This is a genomic window from Kaistia soli DSM 19436, from assembly GCF_900129325.1.
Taxonomy (GTDB): Bacteria; Pseudomonadota; Alphaproteobacteria; order Rhizobiales; family Kaistiaceae; genus Kaistia; species Kaistia soli.
Map to the genome: position 1 here is coordinate 1 of NZ_FQUP01000015.1, position 3,259 is coordinate 3,259.

General features: G+C 62.3%; 3 protein-coding genes and 1 pseudogene. All 4 read left to right on the forward strand.

The features are described from left to right. Nucleotides 1-110: pseudogene (locus BUB39_RS25855) on the forward strand (manganese catalase family protein); the annotation flags it as partial. Between the two features lie 118 nt (nucleotides 111-228). Continuing rightward, nucleotides 229-963, forward strand: coding sequence for a PhnA-like protein (locus BUB39_RS24945; protein WP_244540377.1), 735 nt, complete (start codon nucleotides 229-231; stop codon nucleotides 961-963). Nucleotides 964-1,871: 908 nt separating this feature from the next. Next, on the forward strand, nucleotides 1,872-2,117 hold the full coding sequence (locus tag BUB39_RS24955; protein ID WP_073058771.1) for a hypothetical protein: 246 nt from the start codon (nucleotides 1,872-1,874) through the stop codon (nucleotides 2,115-2,117). Between the two features lie 77 nt (nucleotides 2,118-2,194). After that, the gene (locus BUB39_RS24960; RefSeq protein ID WP_244540378.1) at nucleotides 2,195-3,055 is read left to right on the forward strand and encodes an SDR family oxidoreductase; all 861 of its coding nucleotides are present in this window, start codon (nucleotides 2,195-2,197) and stop codon (nucleotides 3,053-3,055) included. Nucleotides 3,056-3,259 lie beyond the last annotated feature (204 nt).

The window sequence follows — 3,259 nt, forward strand, 5'->3', positions numbered from 1 at the left end:
AAGGCGGCAAGATCCACCAGCTGACCGGCGTCCCGTCGGCCTTCACGCCCGACTACGCGCCGGAGGAAATGTTCGAGATCGCCGAGAAGCTCTACCGGAAGTCGCGCTGACTTCTGGTGCGCCGGACCTGTCGGGCTCCCCCATCCCGACAGGTCCGGTGTGATTTGGTGATTGGCTAAATCGGGACCCCACGGGCGCATCACTAAACGATTGCGAAGGAATAAAGAAATGACCGACAGAACCTTGTCGCCAGCGTCCTCTTACCGTGAAGAGGCCAAAGTCGGCACCGACGCGACCGTCCCGTCATCGGTCGATGACGCACGTACCATCATGAACAACAAGGTCTCTTGGGGAGCCATCTTCGCCGGCGTGGTGGTCGGACTTGTCGTACAGGTGTTGCTCACGCTACTCGGCGCCGGCATTGGCATCGCTACCCTCGATCCAAGCATGGGGGCCTCGGATAACCCCACCGCATCCGCTTTCTCGATCGGCGCCGGCATCTGGTATGTCGTCTCAGGGATCATCGCGGCCTATGTCGGCGGCTATATCGCCGCCCGCATGTCGGGCCGTACGCTGGCCACGACCGGCGCCCTGCATGGCCTGACGACCTGGGCCTTCTCCACGATCGTCGTGATCTATCTGCTTTCGACCGCGGTTGGTTCGATCGTCGGCGGCGCCTTCAACGGTGTGGCGGGGGCAACCGGCGGCATCGGCCGGACGGTTGCCCAGACCGCCGCGCCTATCATTGCCAACGCGAACCCGCTCGACGCGATCGAGGGCCAGGTCAGGGCCACCGGCACCGACCCCGCCGCCCTGCAGGCGAAGGCCGTTAGTGCTATTCGCAATGTCTTGATGGGCGGGAACCTCGGAGCGGACGACGCGCGTCAGCAGGCCGCTCAGGCTCTGTCAGAGGCTCGCGGCATTTCGCTCGACCAAGCGCAGCAGCAGGTCACGCAAATTTAGGAGCGCTATCGTCAGACAGTCGACAGCGCCAAACAAACGGCGACGCAGGCCGCCACAGCCGCTGCTTCGGTGATCTCGAAGGGGGCACTTGTTGCCTTCGTTGCCTTGGCGCTCGGCGCCATAGCCGGGTGGTTGGGCGGCCGCTCTGGCGTCGTCCATCCCATTTTCGCCGATCGCATCGTGCCGACGCGTCGTGGCAGCTAGCATGGGGAGACAATGCTGTTCGCCGCTGCGGTTTCATATGCGATCGCTCTTCATCTGGCGACCGGCAGCGCCGCATTGGCCGAGCGCGCCGAGCCCAAGGCTTTTGCAAACCGGATAGCGGCAGATGCCTGAAGATCTCGACAGCACCTCAGAGAATTTGCTTCGGACCGGAGTAGCGGCGCATTCGACGCGAGCAACCCGAAGTCCTGTCGAGACTGCTGATCGGCTTCGGCACGAGATCGATCGCGGGGCAGCATCCGACAAGGTCTCGTTTCCAGATCCAGCCGCGTCTCCGCTGGGGACTGACGACGAGGCCGGCGGTCATGGGCCAGAGCCGGAGCGGGTTGCGCTTGCCGCGCGTCACGAACTCGGCCGGCCAAGCGGCGCAGCCCCTGCGGGACGTTCGGAGGGAAGCCGTAAGATCTCAGGTGGTCCGACCATGGGTGTCCGCTGGATTGTATTGGCCTTGGTTGTCTTCCTCGTGTCGGCCGGCCTCTGGTTCGCCTCTCAATAGGTCCGCGAGAATGGCCGGACGGGCAACGTCAGCGACACCGTCCGTTCAGATCCGACCAAAGCGAATATCTTCTAAAGATATCATAAGTGAACTATAGTAATTATAGTTGAGGAACCAAAACGTCGCAGATTTATTAAAGAAAAATTGCGCCGGAGAGTCTGATCGCGCTCCCAAAATAGGACGTGAGGTGATGGTCGATTGGTTCAAAGTGATGATTCTTGTAGCAGAGGCGAACGAAGTCATCTGGCTGAGATCGATGAAGCTGCTTCGAGGGGGGCCGCGAGCGAAGGCTGAGGCACGAATGATGGTCGCGGAGAAGGTCGTCGCCGCCGAAGACGCCGGGGCCGGGCTTTTGGCTGGCGAGAGCCTGGACAACGTCGTTGCGGGTTATAGCAGGCAGGTGCAGTCGAATGCTCGGCGCCTTCGCAGGAGCTGATCGGCGTATTGGACCCCATTGCAGCCGAAAGCTGGCCGGTTGCCGGCCGGCCCATTTCCAAGCGGCAGAGGTATATCATGGAACCGACCGCCAATCCGAAATCGCCAGAGCCGCAGCAGCAGAGGCCGCCGGGGCTGACCCGCCTCATGCAACCGGAGCCCGACCACGGAGAGCAGAGCTACGCCGGCAGCGGCAAGCTGGCCGGGCGCGTGGCTTTGATCACCGGCGGCGACTCCGGCATAGGCCGGGCCGTGGCCATCGCCTTTGCCCGCGAGGGCGCCGATCTTCTGATCTCTTATCTTAATGAGGAGGAAGACGCCGAGGAGACGGCAAAATGGGTCCGCGACGCCGGCCGCCGCGTCGTGCTCTTCCCCGGCGACATCAGGGATGAGAGCCACTGTCAGGCGCTGGTGGAGCGCGCCGTCGCCGAGTTGGGCGGCATCGACATCCTCGTTAACAACGCGGCATTCCAGCGGACCTGTGGCGAAATCAGTGACATCACGGCCGCGGAATGGGACGAGACCTTTCGGACCAATATCTATGCGCCATTCTTCCTTTCTAAAGCGGCCATCCCGCATCTGAAGCGGGGAAGCTCGATCATCAATACGACGTCGATACAGGGCAAGGATCCGTCACCGCATCTCTTGGCCTATGCCGCGACCAAGGGCGCGATCTCAAACTTCACCGTTGGCCTGGCGCAGATGCTTGGCGAAAAGGGCATCCGCGTGAATGCGGTCGCACCGGGGCCGATCTGGACGCCGCTCATTCCATCAACGATGACGGCGGACAAGGTGGAAAAATTCGGTGCCGATACGCCGCTCGGTCGCATGGGTCAGCCCGCCGAACTGGCCGGTGCATATGTGCTGCTGGCATCTGAGCTTTCCAGCTACATGACCGGGGCAGTAATTGCGGTCACGGGTGGCGAGCCAATGATCTAGATGTCCTGGGCTCTGTCTGTCCGTCCACGAGCGGCAGGAATGCCAACGCAGGCTAAACCTCGGTAATCAGCTGCCCGGCCGGGACGCTGATGGATCTTACCTGCGGGATGTCCAGCAACCTACAGCCGACCAAATCCGCGCCGCTGGGGGTCGTGACAACTGAGACCACGACCATTCTCGGTCCGCCGGCTCGTAGACGTACGA